The organism is Streptomyces sp. NBC_00440, from assembly GCF_036014215.1.
Classification (GTDB): domain Bacteria; phylum Actinomycetota; class Actinomycetes; order Streptomycetales; family Streptomycetaceae; genus Streptomyces.
The window spans coordinates 3899834-3920308 of record NZ_CP107921.1 but is presented as its reverse complement, the minus strand read 5'-3'; the positions used below and the strand labels follow the sequence as shown (position 1 = coordinate 3920308).

Annotated in this window: 14 protein-coding genes, 1 tRNA gene, 1 other RNA gene and 2 pseudogenes; 13 read left to right on the top strand and 5 right to left on the bottom strand. The window is 70.2% G+C overall.

Features of this window, described 5'->3' with window-relative positions:
• Window positions 1-293: 293 nt before the first annotated feature.
• The gene (locus OHB13_RS17660) at window positions 294-1586 is read left to right on the top strand and encodes a ricin-type beta-trefoil lectin domain protein (protein WP_328377746.1); all 1293 of its coding nucleotides are present in this window, start codon (window positions 294-296) and stop codon (window positions 1584-1586) included.
• Window positions 1587-1852: 266 nt separating this feature from the next.
• Here the strand turns inward: OHB13_RS17660 and OHB13_RS17655 are convergent.
• Window positions 1853-1939: pseudogene (locus OHB13_RS17655) on the bottom strand (PIN domain nuclease); the annotation flags it as partial.
• Window positions 1940-2142: 203 nt separating this feature from the next.
• Window positions 2143-3936, bottom strand: a complete 1794-nt coding sequence (locus tag OHB13_RS17650; protein WP_266860916.1) for an AfsR/SARP family transcriptional regulator — start codon at window positions 3934-3936, stop codon at window positions 2143-2145.
• Between the two features lie 447 nt (window positions 3937-4383).
• On the opposite strand from OHB13_RS17650, the gene OHB13_RS17645 reads away from it, so the two are divergent.
• From OHB13_RS17645 to OHB13_RS17630, 4 genes are all read left to right on the top strand, one after another.
• Complete coding sequence (locus OHB13_RS17645) at window positions 4384-5277, top strand: iron-containing redox enzyme family protein (RefSeq protein WP_266855369.1); 894 nt, start codon at window positions 4384-4386, stop codon at window positions 5275-5277.
• Between the two features lie 103 nt (window positions 5278-5380).
• Complete coding sequence (locus OHB13_RS17640; RefSeq protein ID WP_266855370.1) at window positions 5381-6085, top strand: 2OG-Fe dioxygenase family protein; 705 nt, start codon at window positions 5381-5383, stop codon at window positions 6083-6085.
• A gap of 126 nt (window positions 6086-6211) precedes the next feature.
• On the top strand, window positions 6212-7192 hold the full coding sequence (gene dapF, locus OHB13_RS17635) for a diaminopimelate epimerase (RefSeq protein WP_266855371.1): 981 nt from the start codon (window positions 6212-6214) through the stop codon (window positions 7190-7192).
• Window positions 7189-8307, top strand: coding sequence for a pyridoxal phosphate-dependent aminotransferase (locus OHB13_RS17630; RefSeq protein WP_328377745.1), 1119 nt, complete (start codon window positions 7189-7191; stop codon window positions 8305-8307). The genes dapF and OHB13_RS17630 overlap by 4 nt, the downstream gene beginning before the upstream one ends.
• Window positions 8308-8324: 17 nt before the next feature.
• On the opposite strand, the gene OHB13_RS17625 is transcribed toward OHB13_RS17630, so the two are convergent.
• A complete protein-coding gene (locus OHB13_RS17625; protein WP_328377744.1) occupies window positions 8325-9338 on the bottom strand; it encodes a DMT family transporter in 1014 nt (337 codons plus the stop codon).
• A gap of 83 nt (window positions 9339-9421) precedes the next feature.
• Entirely contained in the window at window positions 9422-10180 is a 759-nt protein-coding gene (locus OHB13_RS17620; RefSeq protein WP_266855374.1) for a CTP synthase C-terminal region-related (seleno)protein, read from the bottom strand.
• Between the two features lie 38 nt (window positions 10181-10218).
• Here OHB13_RS17620 and OHB13_RS17615 point away from each other — a divergent pair, with 38 nt between their 5' ends.
• From OHB13_RS17615 to OHB13_RS17605, 3 genes and pseudogenes are all read left to right on the top strand, one after another.
• The gene (locus tag OHB13_RS17615; RefSeq protein ID WP_328377743.1) at window positions 10219-11187 is read left to right on the top strand and encodes a LysR family transcriptional regulator; all 969 of its coding nucleotides are present in this window, start codon (window positions 10219-10221) and stop codon (window positions 11185-11187) included.
• A 131-nt stretch (window positions 11188-11318) separates the two neighbouring features.
• On the top strand, window positions 11319-11483 hold the full coding sequence (locus tag OHB13_RS17610) for a hypothetical protein (protein ID WP_328377742.1): 165 nt from the start codon (window positions 11319-11321) through the stop codon (window positions 11481-11483).
• A gap of 177 nt (window positions 11484-11660) precedes the next feature.
• Window positions 11661-12290: pseudogene (locus tag OHB13_RS17605) on the top strand (tyrosine-type recombinase/integrase); the annotation flags it as partial.
• A gap of 229 nt (window positions 12291-12519) precedes the next feature.
• On the opposite strand, the gene OHB13_RS17600 reads toward OHB13_RS17605, so the two are convergent.
• Window positions 12520-12604 (bottom strand) — tRNA-Ser (locus OHB13_RS17600).
• Window positions 12605-12677: 73 nt separating this feature from the next.
• Here OHB13_RS17600 and ffs point away from each other — a divergent pair.
• The 5 genes from ffs (at window position 12678) to OHB13_RS17575 (ending at window position 20417) form a co-directional block, all read left to right on the top strand.
• Window positions 12678-12774, top strand: an RNA gene (gene ffs / locus OHB13_RS17595) — signal recognition particle sRNA small type.
• A 107-nt stretch (window positions 12775-12881) separates the two neighbouring features.
• A complete protein-coding gene (locus tag OHB13_RS17590) occupies window positions 12882-15191 on the top strand; it encodes a DNA polymerase III subunit gamma and tau (RefSeq protein WP_328377741.1) in 2310 nt (769 codons plus the stop codon).
• 188 nt (window positions 15192-15379) lie between these two features.
• A complete protein-coding gene (purD, locus tag OHB13_RS17585) occupies window positions 15380-16630 on the top strand; it encodes a phosphoribosylamine--glycine ligase (RefSeq protein ID WP_328377740.1) in 1251 nt (416 codons plus the stop codon).
• A gap of 202 nt (window positions 16631-16832) precedes the next feature.
• On the top strand, window positions 16833-18551 hold the full coding sequence (locus OHB13_RS17580; RefSeq protein WP_328377739.1) for a hypothetical protein: 1719 nt from the start codon (window positions 16833-16835) through the stop codon (window positions 18549-18551).
• Between the two features lie 408 nt (window positions 18552-18959).
• On the top strand, window positions 18960-20417 hold the full coding sequence (locus OHB13_RS17575) for a N,N-dimethylformamidase beta subunit family domain-containing protein (protein ID WP_266855400.1): 1458 nt from the start codon (window positions 18960-18962) through the stop codon (window positions 20415-20417).
• Window positions 20418-20475: the final 58 nt, after the last annotated feature.

The following is a 20475-nucleotide window of genomic DNA, read 5'->3' as shown; positions in this document are numbered from 1 at the left end:
GCACCGCGGCCCTCTCCGCAGTCGTCGCCATGCCGCCCCACGGGCCGCGCCGAAAGATGGGCGTGCCGGCCATCTTGCCGAACACCTGGCCCCTCGACACGCTGTGTGCATGACATGCCTGGGTGTCCGCCCCTGCCGGGACGGGCCGACGTACCTCGGCACCGCGCCCCGGTGATGTCCCGTCAGAGGCGGTGTGGACGCGACGAAAGCGCGCCTATCCCCTCCCATCTCCCACGGAGGTCGGACGCATGCGCTTGAGCCGGGAAAGACAGCGGGGCGGCGGGTGGAAGAGAATGGCCGAGTTGCTCCCTGTCGTCGCCGTCATGGTGGCGACCACCCTCGTCGGTTCGTCGAACGCCGAGGCGACGGTGCCCTCGGCGCCGTCGGGATTCACCCTCACCTGGAGCGATGACTTCAACGGTGCCTCCGGCACCGGCATCGACCAGAGCCTGTGGAAGTACGACACCGGTGCGGGCAGCACGTTCGGCACCGGTGAGATCGAGACCATGACCAGCAGTACGTCCAACGTCCACTACGACGGCCAGGGCCATCTGGTGCTCCAGGCCCTGCACTCCGGTTCCGACCCGGCGAGCGGCTGGACGTCCGGACGCGTGGAGACCCAGTCGGCGGCCTTCGGCGCTCCGGCCGGCGGCGTCGTACGCATCGAGTCCGTCCTCCAGCAGCCCAACGTCACCACCGCCAACGGCGCGGGCTACTGGCCGGCGTTCTGGATGCTCGGCTCGACGCTGCGGTCCGGCGTGACCTGGCCGAAGTCCGGTGAGGTCGACATCATGGAGGACATCAACGGCCGCAGCTCCGATTTCAGCACCATTCACTGCGGCGTGAACCCGGGCGGCCCGTGCAACGAGTCGACCGGCATCGGCTCAGGCGAGCGTGCTTGTGCGGGCTGCCAGACCGGCTTCCACGACTACGCGGTGGAGATCGACCGCTCGGTTTCGCCGGAGCAGGTCCGGTTCTACCTCGACGGGACCAATTTCTTCACCGTCAAGGCCAACCAGGTCGATGCGGCCACCTGGGCCGACGCGATCGACCACCCCTTCTTCATCATCTACGACCTGGCTATCGGTGGCGGCTTCCCGGCCGCGTACGGCGGCGGTCCGAACGCGGCCACGGTCTCCGGCGGCAAGCTGGTGGTCGACTCGGTGGCCGTGTACAACAAGGCGGCCGGGGGCGGTTCGGGGGCCGGCCGGACGATCATCGGTCCGGGCGGCAAGTGCGTGGACGTGGCGGGCGACGACACCGGCGTCGACGGCACAGCCGTCCAGCTCTGGGACTGCCAGACGGCGGCGAAGGACCAGCACTGGACCTGGAGCGGCCAGACCCTGCGGACCCTCGGCAGGTGCCTGGACATCGCCGGCGGCGTCAACGCGAACGGCACCAAGCTCCAACTGGCCAACTGCAACGGCGGCGGCTACCAGAACTGGGTCGCCAACGCCGACGGTTCGCTCTCCAACCCGCTCACAGGCCGCTGCATCGACTCTCCGTCCGGCGCCACCGCCAACGGCACCCGACTCCAGATCTACGACTGCAACGGTTCGGCCGCCCAGAAGTTCGCCCTGGCCTGAGCCCCAGCCTCTCTCCCGGTACTCCGAAGGGCCCCACCGCGAACGGTGGGGCCCTTCGACATCGTGCCCGCTGAGGGCAACTGCGGAGGATACGAGATTCGAACTCGTGAGGGGTTGCCCCCAACACGCCTTCCAAATGTTCGCCCGGGGGTTCGGGGGTGTGCGGGGGCATCCTGACCGGCGGCGCGGCCAGCGGCTACATGATTGCCGAACCATGGCGTACGCCTGCGAATGAGACCAGAACTGAGGCCGTGCGGGCGTTCATTTCCGGTCACCGGGCCGCACCACTGCATGGCCCGGCCGGTGACGGAGGCGATGCATTCGAAGTCGTGGTCGCGGTGCAGGAGCGTCAGGTATGTGAGCGGCGGGGCGTACGGGGCGGAAAGTCATCCCCGTGGCATTGGCCGAGAGCGTCGCGTACACCACCCCCGTGCCCAGCGCCACCGCCGGCAGCGTCTCCTCGCGCAGTATCGCCCGCAGCCGTCGGCCGGTCGTGCCGATCCGGCGCAGCAGCAGGAACTCGTTGCGGCGGGCGCCTGTCGCCCTCACTGGCTCCTCAGGCTGTCTGGCCTGCGGCGAAGGCCCGGACCAGGTTGTGCAGGAAGTAACGGCCGGGGACCGGCTCCTGGAGGAGGTTGGCGTCGGCGAGGCTCTCCATGTAGGTCTCGGCCTCGCGGGGTGTGACGCCGGCGAGGGTCGCGGCGGTCTGAACGTCGATGTCGGGTACCTGGCGCAGCCCGAGGACGCGCAGCATGCGCCGCTGCGGGACGGACAGGCGCAGATAGGAGAGCTGGAGGGACGGGGCGACTCCGTAGGCGTCGATGGAATGGCCCGAGGAGAGGCGCTCCGCCAGCTGGTTCAGGCTCCGGCCCGGGTGGCCCCGCAGCCAGGCACCGGCGAGTTTGACAGCCAGAGGCAGGTGTCCGCAGTGATGGACGACCGATTCGACCAGCTGGACGGGCTCGGCTTCGATGCGGTGCGGACCGACGACGGCAGTCAGCAGTTGGGCGGCCTCGGCCTGGTCCAGTACGTCCAGGGTCAGCAGCCGCGCCTGGTCCAGGCGGGCCAGTCGTCGGCGGCTGGTGACGATGACCCGGCAGCCGGGCGCGGTCGGCAGCAGCGGCTGGACCTGCGCCTCGTCCGCTGCGTCATCCAGTACCAGCAGCATCCGCCGGTCCCGCGTCAGACTGCGGAAGAGCGCCGCGCGTGCGCCCTCGTGCGGCGGTATCTCAGAGCCCGGCACACTCAGTGAACGCAGTACGAGTTCCAACGCGGTGGCCGGTTCGACAGGGCGCTTGGGCTGCGCGAAACCCCGGAGGTCGACGAAGAGCTGGCCGTCCGGAAAGCGGGGGGCGAGCTGATGGGCGAGGTGCACCGCGAAGGCGGTCTTGCCTATGCCCGCCAGACCGTCCACCACGCAGACCGTCGTCCGGGACACCCGCTGCGACAGCAGGTCGCGCAGTTGGCTCAGCTCCTCCTGACGCCCGATGAAGTCTCCTGTATCCGGGGGGAGTTCGTCGGGGACAGCGACACGGGCCTTCGCCGCGAGTGTCGTCGAGGTGGAGCGGAGGGGCAGGTTCAGCGTCGGGTCGTTGGTGAGGATCTGCTGGTGCAGAAGCCTGAGTTCCGAACCGACGGCGATTCCGAGCTCACCCCGCAGCCGTTCGCTGACCTGCCGGAACGCGTCGAGTGCTTCGGCCTGGCGGCCCTGCCGGTAGAGCGCCAGCATCAGCTGTGCCCAGAAGTGCTCCCGCCACGGGCACGTGCGCACCTCGTCGCGGAGTTCGACGACGACCTCGCGATGCGCCCCGCGTTCCAGATCGAGGTCGATGCGCTGCTCCAGCGCGCAGTAGCGGCGTTCGGTGAGCCCCGGGACGAAATCGCGGTGCAGGACGTCCGAGGGCACATTCGACAGTGCGGGCCCGCGCCACAGGCCCAGCGCCTCGCGCAGCAGTGCGCTTTCCCTTCGGTGGTCCCGGTCGGCAGCCATGCGCTGGGCCATTGTCAGCGTGCTGCGGAAACGCAGCAGGTCCAGCTGGGAGTCGTCCGCGGTCATGAGATAGCCGCCCGGAAGGGTACGGATCGGCTCCAGCCGCTCGTCGGAGGATGGGCTCAGTATCCGGCGCAATCTCATGACATAGGAGCGCAGCGTCGTATGGGCGCCTTCGGGTGGATTTTCACCCCATAGATATGCGGCCAATTCATCCATGGAAACCGTTTGATTGGCACGCAGCAGCATCGACGCCAGTAAGATTCTTAACTTCGCCGCCGGTACGGGCACTTCTCGCTCCCCGCGCAGCACACGCAATGGCCCAAGTAATTGGAAGCTTAGGTTGCTTTGCGTCACCATCTCGCGTCCCATCTACGGGCCCCTGTGCCGCTGTGCGGCGCGGAGCGGGCATTTTATTGGCGCATAGGAGGCCGGCAAATTCATGCTGCCAGGCGCCGGCGCCACCGTCCAGCCACTGAGACGCCACAGTTGCCTGAGATTCTTTAGACGGACGAGGTCCGCGTTCGATGCAAGTTGTTTCTCGGTCATTCTGTAACGGCAACGGCCGAGTGGCCGAGAATTGCCGCAAGTGCCCTCAGGAACCTCACGCAGGAAAACGAAGGAGTGGGCGTGTACGACTCATCCATGCTGGTCAAGGAGATCTCCGACTGGTTGTCAAGGCCCGCCGACGAGGTGGATCGACAATTCACAGGATCGGAACGTGACAGGATAAGGACGGCAGTTGCCGAGCTGAACGAAAATGCCTTGTCCGGAGATCCGGAGAGCTTTTATCACCAACAGCTCCTGTTGTCCCGTATCTACCACCTGATCACGCGTATCCCGGATGCGGAGACAGCAGAGGGCTCGCTCGCGGTCCATGAGGTGACCCGGCTGCTGGAGCAGGCGACGCTGCTCGGCGAGGACCGGCAGCTGGACGCCGCGCTCCTGGAGGGGCTGCCCTCCGACCCCGGTGAGTTCCTTTCCTGGCTCAAGGGACAGGCCAGGCAGCACCGCGTTTTCAAGCACCCGTACTACACGGACTTCATCCGCAACCACGCCACCGCGGCGGACGTGCGCACGTACATGATCCAGGAGTCCGTGGTCGACGGTCGGTTCGACGACCTGCTGGCTCTGATGCAGGTGGGCACCAGCGGTGCCGCGAAGATGGAGATCGCGTCCAACTTCTGGGACGAGATGGGGAATGGAAAGCCCGAAGAGGTCCACACCACTCTCTTCAACCAGATATTCGACGTGTTCGAGGTGTCCGAGACGGAGCTGGAGGAGACGCTGACCGCCACCGCACTCCTGAGCGGAAATCTCGCAGTGCTCCTCAGCCGGTACCGGCACCGGTATCCGGAGGCCGTCGGTTTCCTGGGCATGACGGAATGGCTGGTGCCGGACCGCTTCGTGCAGGTGGTGAGCGCGTGGGAACGACTCGGCCTGCCGGACGTGGGGATCGTCTACCACCGTCTGCACATCACCATCGACTCCCAGCACGCCGCGGGCTGGTTCCACAACATCGTGAAACCGGCCGCGCCGTCGGAGTACATGCGACTGGGAATCGCCCGCGGGGCGTTGTGGCGGCTCAACTCCTCGGCGCGCTATCTGGACGAACGGCTGGCCGAGGTGCCCGGACGGGTGGCCGGTGAGAAGGCGGAGGACCGCGTCGCCGCGGAGACCACCGCGCTCGTCACCGGATGACGTGGCGCGGAGCCCCGTCCGACGGACCCGGGCCTGCACACGGACCCGTACCCGGCCGGAAGCACCTCGTGGAACAAGCCTCACGGAATGAAAGGCGAGTCATATGCCCCTGACCGACCAGCGTTTCTCGATCATCGACATCCCGGCGGTCCAGCCGAATGTGCTGGCCAGCTATGACAACTGCCCGGTAGACGAGTACATGGGCAACGGCACCCGGTACAAACGGTTCTCGCAGTACCGCATGAGCTTCACGGAGAGTGCCGGTTGGGGTTTTGAACTCCTGCCGCACCGGGACTACACCACGTTCAAGAAGTTCAATAACGTCGCCGGTGGTATCCGCCGGGGATATCTGCCGATCGAGGTGGATTTCACGCCGCTCATCCGGGCCGGGGCCGAGGGGTTCCCCCTTGACACCAAGGACGAATGGCAGATCAACGTCCATCAGAACCGCACCCGGGCCACCGGTGAGAAGCCCGGCCCGCTGACGCCGGAGGGCGTGCACCACGACGGGCACGAATTCGTCATGATCGCCGTCCTGCGGCGCAACAACGTCGGGGGCGGTCTGACCCGGCTGTGGGAGCCCGGCGCGGAGGAGCCGTTCTGGGCCGGCACCCTGGATGCCGGTCAGGCTGTGCTGCTCGACGACCGGGCGCTCGCACACGACGTCACGGACGTGCTCTCCGCCGACGGCGGTCCCGGGCACCGCGACATCCTCATCGTCGCCTTCTCCCGCTGGAGCGAGAAGTGGTACGGCGACCAGCACGACGAGGCGGCCCTGGACGACGTGCCGGAGCCGTCGGGGATGTAGGGGCGCGGTTCTGGGTCCGGACCGCCGGGGGCCGCACACCGTACGAGCATCTCTCGTCGGTGTACGACCCCCGAGCGGCCGGGCGACCGGTCGGGCACCGTCACGACTCCCGGAAGCAGGTGGCACATGTACGACTTCGTGAAGTACCAGGCACTGGGCAACGACTACTTGGTCATCGATCCGCAGCGGATCGACCTGCTGGGGCTGCCGTCCACCGCGCAGGCCGCCCGCCTGCTGTGCGACCGGCACTTCGGCATCGGTGCTGACGGGGTCCTGCTGGGACCGGTCGGCGCGGTGAGAGACGGCGAGCCGGTCGTCCTGCGCGCCTTCAACTCCGACGGCAGCGTCTGTGGCAGGAGCGCCAACGGACTGCGGATATTCGCCCTCCACCTTTACCAGTACCACCAGGGAGCGCGGGACGTCGTCATCCGTACGCTCGCGGGCGACACCGCGGTGCGGATCGAGGACCTCGACGAGGGCATCGCCCGGGTGGAGATGGGCCGCCCCACCTTCGAGGCGGCGGACATTCCGGCGCAGGACCTGCCCGGCCCCGTCGTGGCCCGGCCGCTGGACGTGGCAGGGCGACAGCTCCAGGTGACCTGTCTGAACAACGGCAACCCGCACACCGTCGTCCCGCTCCCCGAGGTGTCCGCCGCGCTGGCACATGAGGTGGGGCCGCTGATCGCGGGCCATCCGGCCTTCCCCGAGCGGACCAACGTGCAGTTCATGCGCGTGCTCGACCGCGAGACGGTGGAGATCGAGATCTGGGAGCGCGGCGCGGGCTACGCCCTGGCCTCCGGCAGCAGCGCCTGCGCCGCGGCCAGCGCCGCTCATGCCCTGGGCCTGGTGGACCACGCGGTACGGGTGCGGATGCCCGGCGGTGCCTTCGAGACGGCCATCGACGCGCAGGGCGCGGTCACCCTGTCCGGCGCTTCGGAGCAGGTCGCGGCCGGATTCCTGGCACCGCGACTCCGCGCCCGTCTCGGACTGCCCGCCGCACTGGACACGGCCGCACCGGACACGCCGGTAACAGGCCCGCCCGCACCGGAAACGGACACCAGCAGGCCGACCGCCGGTGCCCCGGCCGGGCAGGGGACTGCCGCATGACGCCCCTCGACGCCGGCATCGCCGCGAAGCCGTTCTACTCCATCGCCCGTTGGACGTTCGTCGACTCCGCCGGGCGCTACGACATCGACCTCGGCAACAGCTACGTACCGAGCCGCAGACTGTCCGACCTGAGCGTCCCCGCGGACCTTGAGCTCGGCTACGGGACCGACCGGGGCACCACGGAACTGCGCGACCGGATCGCCGGACTGTACGGCGGCCGGCCGGAGTCGGTCACCGTCACGCACGGCGCGCAGGAGGCGCTGTTCCTGTTGTTCGACGTGCTGCTGCGGCCCGGCGACCAGGTGATCGCGTTCAACCCCGGATGGCAGCCGCTGCTGGACCTGCCGCCCCGGCTCGGCGCGAGCGTGACGGTCCTGCCGTACGGACCGGATCTGTCCGTGGACGCCGCCGCCGTGACCGCGGCGGCCGGTGAGAACCTGCGGCTGATCGCGCTGAACTCGCCCTGCAACCCCACAGGCCGCCGGGTCGAGGAGGAGGAACTTCGGGCGCTGGTGGCGCTGGTGGCTGAGCGGGACGCCTATCTGCTGGTCGACGAGGAGTACGCGATCGATCTGTCGCGCTCCCCGGCCGTGGGCCAGGACCGGGTGATCTCGGTCTCCGGTCTGTCCAAGACCTACGGCCTGCCGGGTCTGCGCACAGGCTGGGTGTACGGCGCGCCGCAGGTGGCGGAAGCCTGCGCGGAGCGCAAGTTCCTCACCTCGATCGCCAACTCCGTGCTGTGCGAGGCCCTGGCCTGCTCGGCGCTGGACCGGCACGAGGACTACGCGCGGGAGTACCACCGGCTGTGCGCCCCGGGCCTGCGGCTCGTCGAGGAGTGGGCGGCCCGCCACCCGGATGCCGTCCGGCTGGCGCCGCCACAGGGCACGCCCTTCGCCTGGATACAACTGCGTACCGGCGAGACCTCCTTGGCGCTGTGCCGCCGGGCGCTGGAGGCCGGTCTGTTGCTGACCCCCGGGGAGACCATGGGCTCAGACGAAGGCTTCCGGCTCGGCTTCGCCCGCGAGATCGACACGGTGACCGAGGGCCTGCGGCGGCTGGACACCGTACTGCTGCCGGACGGGCCGTCCGGCGGGGACGGGCCGTCCGGCGGTTGAGGGCGTACCGGCCTCCCTCAGGATCGCGCCGGTTGGCCGGTCTCCTCTTCCTTCTCCTCCTCGGGTGGCCGGGGTACGGCTTCGGCTTCGTCTGCGGTCCCGTCTCCGGCCCCGGCCACCGGACGTGACGGCGCGGTGCGGGTCAGCAGTACGCCACTGACGATCAGCACCGCGCCCACCACGGTGTTCCAGCCCAGCGACTCGTTCAGGAAGAACACCCCGACGATCGCCGCCCACAGCGGGGTCAGATACGCAACCGTGGAGGCGACCGTCGAGCCGACTGCGCGGATCACCGACAGGTTCCACATGTACGCGAGCCCGGTGCCCACGGCGCCGAGCACCACCATGCCGGCCATCGGCCCCGTCCCGGCCCAGTGTGGTGTGCCGCTCAACATCGGTGCGCACACAGCGAGTTCGAGGGCCGCCCAGCTGACCTGGATGGCGGTCAGGGTGATCGCGGGGATGTCTCCGCCGGACAGGAACCGGCGGGTGTAGGTGTAGCCCAGCCCGTACGAGGCGGTGGCGACCAGGCAGATCACACTCCCCTTCATCAGCGAGGACTGCCCGCCCGACCACACGCCGAGCACCACCAGGGCGCCGACCAGGCCGGTGGCGATGCCGAGCAGCCGCCGCAGGGTCGGTTTCTCGTCCGGCAGCATGACCACTACCCAGACCAGGGTGAACAGGGGAATGGTGGAGTTCCACACCCCGGCCGTGACGGAGGTGATGTACTTCTCGCCCCAGGCGAACAGGGTGAAGGGGAAGGCATTGAGCACCGTCCCCACCACCAGGGCGTGCCCCCACACTCGCAGGTCACGCGGCACCCCCAGCCGCCGCACCAGTACCAGGCCCCACAGCACCAGTGCTCCGAAGAAGCACCGCCAGAAGGCGACCCAACCCGGTTCGATACCGGCTTCGACACCGATCTTGATGAGCGCGAACCCAGACCCCCAGATCATCGAGCAGATGACGAACTGAGGTACCCACGACTTGGCCGGTACAGCGGATAAGGCGTCTACGGAGCTTGCCACTTCGGGTCCTTTCGATTTTCCGTGCGTTTCTTGTCGCGCGTTTCTTGTCGTGCGTTTCACGGGGGCGGACCTGTGCCCCTCGATTACGTCTCCGTGCTGCGCCCGACCGCCGCCGAGGCGAAGGCGCGCACCAGGGGATGGGGCCGGGAGGTGTCGTCGGCCAGTTCGGGCTGGAACAGGGTGGACAGGAAGAACGGGTGCCCCGGCAGTTCGGCGATGCGGGGGTGGCCGTCGTCGTCGTGGCCGGTGAAGCGCAACCCGTGGTCGCGCAGGGTGCCGGCGTACCGGGGGTCCAGAGCGTGCGTGCACTGGTAGCGCTCCACGGTCGTACGCGCGCCGAGCGCTTCCTCGGCCAGTGAGCCGGGCTCGATGCGGACAGTCCCCTCATGGCCCGCGAGGTCGCGCGACAGCGGCACGATCAGCGGAAGCGGGCTGCCGGGGGAGTTCTCGGCGTGTGCGGCACCGTCCAGCGCGCAGACGTGGCGGGCGAATTCCAGGAGGACGTGCAGGAAGCCGCCGCAGGTCGCCAGCAAGGGGATGTCCCGCTCGCGCGCCGTGCGCACAGCGCTCACCGCTCCGGCCTCGCTCAGGTACGGGCTGCCCGGCACCAGCCAGATGCCGTCGAACCCGGCCAGGTCCCGGGGGCCGTCGAGCTGCGCGGTCGACACCCAGTAGGCGTCCACCAACAGCCGTTCGCGGCGCCATAGCGTCTCCAGCATCGGCGCATAGCGGGTGTGCGCGGGCACGCCCGCCGACCGCTCGCCGACGAGCGCGATCCGGGCGGGCCGGGTGCGCGAAAGGTCCGGGTCGGCCTGGGGGTGTGGTGCGACGGTGGTGGGCACGCCGGAATCATCCAGTAGCCATGGCAAAAGGACAAACGATGGCTTCTGATTCCTCGATAAGTGATGCTGATCCGGTGGACCCACGCCTGCTCAAGACCTTCTCGGCCGTCATCACGCACGGCTCCTTCTCCGACGCCGCCAGGGAGCTGGGCTACACCCAGTCCGCGGTGTCCCAGCAGATCGCCTCACTGGAAGGGGAGTTGGGCGTCGAGTTGGTCCGTCGACGGCCGGTCGGCCCGACGGAGGCCGGTACCCGGCTGATGGACCACGTGGCCTCGATCCTCCTGCGTATCGACGCCGCACGCGCGGAAGTCCAGAGGGTGAAGGGCGGAACCACCGGGCGGCTGACCGTCGGCATCTGTCCACTGGCGGCCACGGCACACGCACTGCGCATCATCGGTGAGGTGGCCCGACGGGCCGGCGTGCACGAGCTGACGGTACGTACGCTGCCGCGCCAGGCCGTCGCCGAGGGCGCCGCCACCGGCGAACTGGACCTCGGCCTGGTCGACGGCTTCGCCCTGTCCGATGACCCCCTGCGCCCGCCCCGGGTGGCCGGGCTGCACGGCGTACCGGTCTGCCGGGAGCCGGTGGTGGTGGCCCTGCCGTCCCACCACCCCCTGGCACACCGCACGGGTCTGCGGCTGGCGGACCTGATCGACGCCCGGTGGATCGACGCACCGGGCGTGAGCGCCCCCCTGGCGGACCTGTCCGCCGTGGTCGGAGACAGCCCCCATCTGCGGGTGGCCCTGCGGTACGACGGCCACGACGTGCGTACGTACACCGAGCTGCTTGCCGGAGGACAGGGCCTGGGCCTCCTCCCACGCTTCGCGCTCGCCGGGCGGCAGGACCTGGTCGGCATCCCACTGACACAGCCGGAACTGTCCCACCGCGTCGAGGCCCTGCGCGTCACGGGCGGCCCACCGGTGGTGGACGACCTGGTCGCATCGCTCACCGAGCCCGTCGAGCCCGTCGAGCCCGTCGGCACCGAGATCCAGCCGCGAAGCTGAAGGGGGACAGGAAAAGACGAAGGCCCGAACCGTTTCCACGGTCCGAGCCTTCTGCCTGCGGAGGATACGAGATCCGAACTCGTGAGGGGTTGCCCCCCCCAACACGCTTTCCAGAGGACCGACGCCATGTCATGAGCAAGCTCAATGAAGGGGAGGTCATCAAGAAGGTTCGCGAGCTGGAGAAGCAGGGAGACGCGGGAAAGGTCCGGAAGCCGGGACGGGTGTGGACCGTCAAGACATGGCTTCAGCACTGGGTGGAGGAGATCGCCAAACCGTCGGTGTGGGAGAACACCTAGGCCGGGTACGAGGTTGCCGTCAAAGTCCACCTGACTCCCGGTCCCGGCGCTCACCGCCTCGACAAGCTGGAGCCGGAACACCTGGAGCGCTTCTCCACGAAGACGCTGGCCAACGGCAGCAAGCCCGCAACCGCCCACCAGGCTCACCGCACCATCCGAACAGCGCTCAGCCACGCCATGCGTCGCGGCCACGTCCCCCGGAACGTCGCCACGCTCGCTGTCCCGCCCCGCATCGAAGACGAAGAGGTGGAGCCGTACGACATCGAAGAGGTGCAGCGACTTCTCTCCGAAGCGGCCAAGCTCCGGAACAGCGCACGCTGGTCCATCGCGCTCGCCCTCGGCCTCCGGCAGGGCGAAGCGCCGGGGCTGCGCTGGTCGGACGTGGACCTCCCGGCAGGAATCCTGCGGGTCCGCAAGAACCGTCTGCGGCCGAAGTACCTGCACGGCTGCGGGGGAGAGTGCGGGCGCAAGCCCGGCTACTGCAAGCAGCGAGTCAGGAAGAACGAGGACACAGCCAACACGAAGTCCCGTGCCGGCCGCCGGGCCATCGGTGTACCGGACGGACTGGTTCGTCTTCTGGAGCTGCATCGTAAGGAGCAGGACCAGGAACGATGTCGGGCCGCTCAGGAGTGGCGAGAGACAGGGTTCGTCTTCCCCTCACCCGTCGGCGCCCCCTTGGTGCCGAGTACCGACTACGACGCGTGGAAGCAGTTGCTCATCGACGCCAAGGTGCGCGACGGGCGCTTGCACGATGCCCGGAACACGGCGGCCACGGTGTTGCTCATCCTGGGAGCGCCTGAGCGGGTTGTGATGCAGATCACGGGCTGGTCGTCCACGGCGATGGCCGCCCGGTACCAGCACGTGACCGGCGGCATCCTGCAAGACGTGGCAAGCAAGTCGGTGGACTCGTCTGAGAGGTCGCGAAGAGCGACGAGGGAACATCGAAGGAAGCCCCCGAACAGCCTCGTTGAGACTGTGGTTGAGACTGCACAAGCAGAAGGCCCGGACCGTGTGAACGGTCCGGGCCTTCTAGCTGCGGAGGATACGAGATTCGAACTCGTGAGGGGTTGCCCCCAACACGCTTTCCAAGCGTGCGCCCTAGGCCACTAGGCGAATCCTCCGCGGCAAACAATACAAGACGTTGAGGAGTGCTAGCGAACTCGATTCCACCCGGGTGGATCAGCTAGGGTGTGGGTCAGCCCCTCACGTGGCGCTATCTGACTGAACTCCCCCAGGGCCGGAAGGCAGCAAGGGTAGGTTGGCTCTGGCGGGTGCGTGGGGGGCCCTTTGCGTTCCAGGGGCGTTCCCCGGGGTGTGGGTCGCTCGGGGCATGGATCGTTCGCGGGCGTGGGTCGCTCGGGGCGTTGGTTGTCAGTGGGCCCCGATAACCTCGTACATGTGTCGTCCCTTGCGCTGTACCGCCGCTACCGTCCCGAATCGTTCGCCGAGGTCATCGGGCAGGAGCACGTCACTGCCCCGTTGCAGCAGGCTCTGCGGAACAACCGGGTCAACCACGCGTATCTGTTCAGCGGGCCGCGCGGCTGTGGCAAGACCACCAGTGCGCGGATCCTGGCCCGCTGTCTGAACTGTGAGCAGGGGCCCACTCCCACGCCGTGCGGTGAATGCCAGTCCTGCCAGGACCTCGCGCGTAACGGTCCGGGGTCGATCGACGTCATCGAGATCGACGCAGCTTCGCACGGTGGCGTGGACGACGCCCGTGACCTGCGCGAGAAGGCGTTCTTCGGGCCGGCGAGCAGCCGGTACAAGATCTACATCATCGACGAGGCGCACATGGTCACTTCGGCGGGGTTCAACGCCCTGCTGAAGGTGGTCGAGGAGCCCCCGGAGCATCTCAAGTTCATCTTCGCGACCACCGAGCCCGAGAAGGTCATCGGCACCATTCGGTCGCGTACGCACCACTACCCCTTCCGGCTGGTGCCGCCCAGCACCCTGCGCGACTACCTCGGCGAGGTGTGCGGGCAGGAGGGCGCCCAAGTCGCCGACGGCGTGCTGCCCCTCGTCGTGCGGGCCGGGGCGGGATCCGTTCGGGACTCCATGTCCGTCATGGACCAGTTGCTGGCAGGTGCGGGCGAGGAAGGTGTGACGTATGCCATGGCCACCGCCCTCCTCGGCTATACGGACGGGACGCTCCTCGACTCCGTCATCGACGCCTTCGCCTCCTCGGACGGAGCCGCCGCCTTCGAGCTCGTCGACCAGGTCATCGAGCGCGGCAACGACCCGCGCCGGTTCGTGGCCGACCTTCTGGAGCGGCTGCGCGACCTGGTGATCCTGGCCGCCGTGCCGGATGCGGGGGAGAAGGGGCTGATCGATGCTCCGGCGGATGTCGTCACGCGGATGCAGGCGCAGGCCTCCGTCTTCGGCGCCGCCGAGCTGAGCCGCGCGGCGGACCTGGTCAACACCGGGCTCACCGAGATGCGCGGTGCCACCTCCCCGCGGCTCCAGCTCGAACTGATCTGTGCGCGAGTGCTGCTCCCGGCCGCCTTCGACGACGAGCGCTCCCTGCAGGCGCGGCTGGACCGTCTGGAGCGCGGCGGCGCCTTTGTGCCCGGTGGGCAGGGGCCCGCCATGGGGTACGTACCGGGCGCCGAGGCGCATCCCACGATGGCTGCGCCGACTGCACCGGCTGGTGGGCCTGTTGGGGCCGGTGGACCTGTGGGGGCCGGTGGGTCTGCGGGTCCTTCCGGGCCCGGTATGACGGTTGCGCCCGGCACGGGACCCGCCGCCGCTCGCGCCGCGGCCCGGGGGGACAGCCCGGGTGCGGTGCCCGGCGCCGGTCCTGCGGGTGCCCCTGCCCCCGCTCCGGCTGCGCCTTCTGCTGACGCTGCGAACGCGCCCTCGGCCGCTCCGTCCGATCGGCCCGCCGGTCCCGCGCAGCCCCCCGCCTCGGCCCCCGCCCCTGCCACCCGGCAGCCCGGCGCTTGGCCCGGTGCTGCCGCCCCTGCCCCCGCCGCCCAGCCCCAGCCTCAGTCCCAGCGCCCTGCGGGCAGTTGGCCGTCCGCCACCGCTCCGGGGCAGGGGCAGCCCGCGCAGGCGGCCCCGCCGGCTGCGTCTGCCGGCCCGTCGTCCGCGCCCCCCGCCGCGTCCGCGCCCGGTATGGCCCAGGGGGCGGCCCAGGTGCGGAACATGTGGCCCGACATCCTCGAAGCCGTCAAGAACCGGCGTCGCTTCACCTGGATCCTGCTCAGTCAGAACGCCCAGGTGGCCGGTTTCGACGGGACCACCCTCCAGCTCGGCTTCCCCAATTCGGGGGCCCGGGACAACTTCGCGTCCAGCGGCAGCGAGGACGTCCTGAAGCAGGTCCTCGCCGACCAGTTCCACGTCCAGTGGAGAGTCGACGCGATTGTCGACCCCTCCGGCGGTACGCAGCCCCCGGGCGGCAGCAACCACCCCGGCCCCGGTGGTTCCTCCCCTGCCCCGCAGCGCCCGGCGCCCCAGGCCGGAGGCGGTTCCGCGGCGCCCGGACCGGTCCAGCAGCCGCCCGCTCCGGAGCCGCCGCAGCGCCAGCGGCCGCAGGCCTTCCGGGAGCCCGAGCCGCCGCCGGTGCCGGACGGTCCGCCGCCCGTCTCGCTGGAGGACGACACCCCTGAGGACGACGACCCCGACCTGGTCGACTCGGCGCTCTCCGGCCACGATCTGATCGTGCGCGAGCTGGGGGCGACGGTGGTCGAGGAGTACACGAACGAGTAGAACGACGGGCAGCGAGGGCAGCGAGGGCAGCGAGGGCGGCACGAGCAGCACGAGCAGAGTGGGCAGCGCGGGCAGCCGGCCGCGTCCCGTGCGTGGAGGAATCTACGAACGCGCGTGGACACCGCTTTCGGTGGCCCGCACAAGGCCCGCGCCGGGCCGGCCCCGGTGCGCGGGCTAGGCTTCGCACCGTGAAGGTCCTTGTCATCGGCGGCGGCGCCCGCGAACACGCCCTGTGCCGCTCTCTTTCCCTCGACCCCGAGGTCACCTCCCTGCACTGCGCCCCCGGCAACGCGGGCATCGCGGAAGTGGCCGAGCTGCACGCGGTGGACGCGCTGGACGGCGCGGACGTCGCCCGGCTCGCGGTCCGCCTCGGTGCCGGGCTCGTCGTCGTCGGCCCCGAGGCGCCCCTGGTCGCCGGTGTCGCCGACGCCGTACGGGGCGCGGGCATCCCGTGCTTCGGTCCGAGCCGGGAGGCCGCGCAGCTGGAAGGCTCCAAGGCCTTCGCGAAGGACGTGATGGCGGGGGCGAACGTCCCCACCGCCCGTGCCTATGTCTGCACCACCCCGGCGGAGATCGACGCGGCGCTCGACGCCTTCGGCGCCCCGTACGTGGTGAAGGACGACGGCCTGGCCGCGGGCAAGGGCGTCGTCGTGACCGAGGACATCGCAGCCGCCCGCGCCCATGCGCTGGCCTGCGGCCGGGTGGTCATCGAGGAGTTCCTGGACGGCCCGGAGGTCTCGCTCTTCGCGATCTCGGACGGCGTGACCGTCCTCCCGCTCCAGCCCGCGCAGGACTTCAAGCGCGCGCTCGACGGCGACGAGGGCCCCAACACCGGCGGTATGGGCGCGTACTCCCCGCTGCCCTGGGCCGACCCCAAGCTGGTCGACGAGGTCATGCAGACCGTGCTCCAGCCGACCGTCGACGAGCTGCGCCGCCGGGGTACGCCCTTCGCCGGGCTGCTGTACGCGGGCCTCGCGATCACCTCACGCGGGGTACGGGTCATCGAGTTCAACGCCCGGTTCGGCGACCCCGAGACCCAGGTGGTGCTGGCCAGGCTGAAGACCCCGCTCGCCGGTGTCCTGCTGAACGCGGCCAACGGCACCCTCGACACGGTCCCCGCGCTGAACTGGCGCGACGAGGCTGCTGTGACCGTCGTCATCGCCTCGCACAACTACCCGGACACCCCCCGCACCGGTGACCCCATCGACGGGCTCGACGAGGTGGCGGCCCAGGATGCGCCCCATGCGTACGTTCTGCACGCCGGCACCAGGCAGGAAGGCGACGCGGTGGTGAGCGCGGGCGGCCGGGTGCTCTCGGTGACCGCTACCGGTGCCGACCTGGGCGAGGCCCGTGAGCGCGCGTACACCGCGCTGGGCAGGGTGCGGCTCGACGGGGCGCAGCATCGTACGGACATCGCTGCGAAAGCCGCAGCCATCTGACGGCTTCGCGTCAGCACCTTTACCCAAAGCCATTCCATCGAGTGACGGCTGCCCCATCCGGATGACGCTTGCCGGGACCCCAACTAGTCTGCGGCGCAGGCGTTCCGGCACTTGGCCCACCGGCATTGCGATGTCAGTGGCGGGTGCCACAGTGGGGGAGTGAGCAAAGCCGTCGCAGGGCAGAGGGGGGTGACGTCCAGCCGTGTCCGAGAACCGTACGAGTGATGCGCGCGTGAATCCGCGTGGCAAGCGGGGTGCGCAGGGCGCACGCGCCCATGCGCTGGCCGTTCTGGCGGTCCGGGGCAGAGCCCTGGCCGTCGCGCTGCTGCCGGCCGCGGTCGCGGTCGTGCTGCTGGCGGGCGGTGCCATGGGCCGCCTCAGCGGCGGGAGCTGGGACGTGGCGCGGTGGGTGGTGACGGGGTTCGCGGTGGTGGTGGCCGGGGTGGCCGCTGTCGTGGGAGCCGTGATCGCCAGGGCCGGGCCCGCCGTCAGCCCGACGGTGGCGCTCACCGAGGCATCCGCGCCCGACCTGCACCGGATGGTGCGGGACCTCGCGGACCGGCTCGAAGTGCCTGTCCCGTCGGCGATAGCGCTGACGCCCGACTGCGACAGCTGGCTGGAGGACCGTTCGCACCCCGCCGCGCAGTCCATATCCGGCGGACCGCTGGGCGCCGTGCGCGGAATGCGCGGAATACGGTCGGTGCGTTCCGGCCGGGTGGCGGACGCCCCCGTGCTGGTCATTGGCTCGCCCTTCCTGTGGTGGATGCGGGTGGCCGAGCTGCGGGCCCTCCTCGCGCCGGTCATCGCCGGTACGGGACCCTCGGCGCACCCCGACATCGCGGCCTCGCGCCGGTTCGTACGGGGGCTGGACGCGGCGGTCGCCGTCTCGTCCCGGGCCGGGCTCGGCCCGGTGCGGCGGATCGCGTACGGCTTCATCGGCTGGACCGCGCGGCTGCTGCTGCGCAGTTGCCGCGGCCATGCGGCCGAGATGGAGCGCGGCGTGGCGGCTGCCGCTTCGGACCGTGCACAGGCTGTGGACTACGGGCTGCGGATCGTCGCCCAGGAGCAGGTGGGCCTGGCCTACGCGGGCTGGGACAGGCTGCTGACCCGGGTAGCGCTGCCCGCCTGGCGGATGGGGCGCTGGCCCTCCCGGCTCGACGCCGGGGTGGTCTCCGCGCTCACCGAGCTGTCGCGCAGGGACCGCCTGGCCGACGGCTTCACCTCCCGGCTGGGCGAGCGCCCTGCCTGCGACCTGCTGGAGGAGCCGGGCGCGATCGACGCCGCCACCTCCCTCCTCGCGGCCAGGCTCTTCCACGGCGGCCCGGCCGACACCGGCCCCGACTGGTCCCCGGTGGACTGGCAGCAGTACCCGGAAGAGGTCGTCGACCGGAAATGGCGTACGGAAGCGGCCAGGCTGCACCGCGTCCTGGACCAGCTGGGCGTGCGCCGCAGGGCCGAAGCGGGTCCGGCCGCGGAGGAGGATCCGGGCGGCCCGACGCTGGCCCGCGTCCTGGACCATCTCGCAGCCGACGACACGGAGGCGCTGGCGGCTGCCGTCACCGCCGAGGTCGCCCGCGAGGAGGCCGCAGCGCCGGCACCCGTGCCGGGCGGCATCCTGGAGGGCGAGGAGCTCTGGGACACCGGGGCGATCCCGCTCTTCCCGCTCCAGCCGCCCCGTATCGGGCGTGATCTGCTGGCCGACCATGTCACCGCGATGGTCTGCTGCGCCGCGGTGGACACGGCCGGCGCGGCACCCGGCCTGGACTGGCTGGACGGTCCCGCGCTGCTGGTGGGCGGCGAGCGCAGGGCGGACCTGGGCGGGCACGTGATGAGCCTGGTGGAGGACGGCGACGGGGAGCCGTTGCAGGGGTGGCTGACGGCAGTGGGGGTGCGCGCGGAGAAGCCGGTACGGCTGGTGTGAGCCGGGTGGGTGGCGGCGTGCGGCGGCCGATGTGGCGCCGCACCCGGGCCGGTCGCGCGGTGTGGCTCAGGTGGACTGACGGCTGTCGTGTGGAAACCGCCGGGCGACACCGTTCGTGTGACAGCTGCGCTGCGCCTGGTTCGCCTCGTGCACATGGTTCGCCTCGTGCGACAAGAGGGACGGGCAGAGACAGCGGAGAGACAGGCAGCCGGAGAGCCGGAGAGACACGGAAAACCGCGCCCGGAACTTCCCGGCATCTTCCCTGGATCATTCCACGATTTCGGCACTCTCCTCGCCAATTCGCGACGAACAGTGACGGAGTGAGTGCCTTATGTGATGTGCTGGGGCCGGTCGCTGACAGTCGGTGCATCACTGTTGTGCCTGAGTGGCCGAGGGAAGGGGAGCCGCATGGGGGCGGAGCAGATCCGGCGCTGGGAATCGGGGGCCCTCGCGCACGCCGTCTCGGATCCGTTCGGACAGGGCCCGCTGCCCTGGCTTCGCGGGAGCGAGCACTACTTCGACGACACCGGTCATGTCGTCCCCTGGTACGCCCCGGACGCTCCGCACCACCGCTCCGGCGGTCCGCGCACCGCCGACGACGTGAAGAAGCAGATCAAGGGGTTCGCGTCGAACGGCGCGGCCGCCCCGGGCGAGGCCATCGACTTCCATGTCACGGTCGACCCGCCCCAGCAGTTCTCCGTCGACATCTACCGCATCGGTCACTACGGCGGCGACGGCGCGGCGAAGATCACCACAAGCCCGCGGATCTCCGGCATCGTGCAGCCGCCCCCGCTCACCGCCGACCGCACGGTCTCCTGCCATCACTGGTGGCTCTCCTGGCGGCTGCAGATTCCTTCGTACTGGTCGATCGGGGCCTATGTCGCGGTGCTCACCACCGTCGACGGCTACCGCTCCCACATCCCCTTCACGGTCCGGGACAGCCACCCGGCGGATCTGCTGCTCCTCCTGCCCGACGTGACCTGGCAGGCCTACAACCTCTACCCGGAGGACGGGCACACCGGCGCCAGCCTCTACCACGCGTGGGACGGCGTGGGCCGTCTCCTCGGCGAGGAGGACGCCGCCACCACGGTCTCCTTCGACCGGCCCTACGCGGGCGCCGGCCTGCCCCTGCACGTGGGCCACGCCTACGACTTCATCCGCTGGGCCGAGCGCTACGGATACGACCTCGCCTATGCCGACGCCCGCGATCTGCACGCCGGGCGCATCGACCCCACCCGCTACCGCGGCCTGGTCTTCCCCGGCCATGACGAGTACTGGTCGGTCCCCATGCGGCGTACGACGGAGGCCGCCCGCGAGCACGGCACCTCCCTCGTCTTCCTCTCGGCCAACACCATGTACTGGCAGGTCGACCTCGGCCCGTCCCCGTCCGGTGTCCCGGACCGGCTCCTCACCTGCCGCAAACGCCGCGGTCCCGGAAAGCCCACGCTGTGGCGCGAGATCGACCGTCCGGAACAGCAGCTCCTCGGCATCCAGTACGCCGGGCGGGTCCCCGACCCGAGCCCGCTGGTCGTACGGAACGCCGAGCACTGGCTCTGGGACGCGACCGGCGCGGGGGAGGGCGACGAACTCGCCGGTCTGGTCGCGGGCGAGGCCGACCGCTACTTCCCGCGCACCGCTCTCCCGCAGCACGAGAGCCGGATCCTGCTCGCCCACTCGCCGTACGAGGACAGCGAGGGGACCATGCGGCACCAGGAGACGTCCCTGTACCGCGCCCCTTCCGGCTCGCTCGTCTTCGCCTCGGGCACCTTCGCCTGGTCGCCCGCGCTGGACCGCCCGGGCCACGTGGATTCCCGGATCCAGCGCGCGACGGCCAACCTCCTCGACCGCATCTGCAAGCGCGACTGATCAGGCGACCGGCCCGCCACCGGACGCTGTCCAACCCTCCTCCGGCAACACCGTCGGG